The 1,005-nt window shown below is 37.3% G+C and carries 1 protein-coding gene and 1 pseudogene; both read left to right on the top strand.

Translation table 11 applies throughout. The features are described 5' to 3' along the window. Nucleotides 1-200 (top strand): annotated as a pseudogene (locus tag ACFIKE_RS11365) (hypothetical protein); the annotation flags it as partial. Between the two features lie 128 nt (nucleotides 201-328). Further along, nucleotides 329-1,005, top strand: a 677-nt coding sequence (locus tag ACFIKE_RS11360) for an ERF family protein (RefSeq protein ID WP_375650050.1), incomplete at its 3' end; no start/stop codon positions are given.

The following is a 1,005-nucleotide window of genomic DNA, read 5'->3' as shown; positions in this document are numbered from 1 at the left end:
ACGAGAATGCACAAGTTTCCGGTGGTGCATTTATTAGTGGAAAAGCTAAAATTTATGGAAATGCTAAAATTTATGACAGTCCATTGATTTCCATCAGAGCAAAAGTTGGGGGAAATGCCAAAATCTATGGTTATGCATTTATTCATGGAAACGCAGAGATCATCAATGATGAAATCATCACAACGGGCGAGAAGCAATAATGGAAAAAAATACGAACGACTAATCTTATAGTATCTCTATAAGCCGTTTCTAGCAACAAAAACAAAGATTTTAACACCAGCGTGATTCACGCCACGGGGGAATTGCGCTCAAATAGGAGGAAATCAAGATGAGTGAACAAAACACTAACCTAACAGAAATTGAAGAAACGCATCACTTAGCGGTTAAACAAACTGCTATGGAACGTATTTTAAACAGAGCCTTAGAAAATGACGTCGATATGGACCGTCTCGAGCGTCTCATTGCCTTACGAGAAAAAGAAATAGAACGACAAAACTACGAAAGATTTGCTAGTGATCTTTCGAATATGCAAACGGAATATCAAAAAATACAAAAAAACTCTACAAACACCCATACAAACAGCCAATATGCAACCCTTGACCAGTACATTGATGTTGTAAAGAAGACTCTTGCAAAACACCGATTTGCTTTGTTTTCTCGTATCAAAGAACAGAGTTCAGACAATATAATTATAGAAATGACTTTGACGCATCCGTCTGGGAATAAAATCTCAACAGAAGGAAAGTTTCCTTATGACACTGAAGGATGCAAATCAAATATACAATCGGTTGGTTCTGCAATCACATACGCACGCAGATATCTGTTAGGTATGCTTCTTAATGTCGTGAGTGAAGATGATGATATGGATAGGAACACACCTATTAAAAAGGCTTTTCCACAACAGATCAATGAAATCAGAAGACTCATCGTACAAACCCAAGCAGAAGAAGAAAAAATACTTGCTTATGTCGACGTCAAAAAGCTTGACGATATGTCTGAAGGACA

Source organism: Bartonella sp. MU70NMGDW, from assembly GCF_042194085.1.
GTDB classification, from domain to species: Bacteria; Pseudomonadota; Alphaproteobacteria; order Rhizobiales; family Rhizobiaceae; genus Bartonella; species Bartonella grahamii.
Note: the sequence above shows the minus strand (reverse complement) of the source record. Positions and strands in the feature narration are given on the sequence as shown.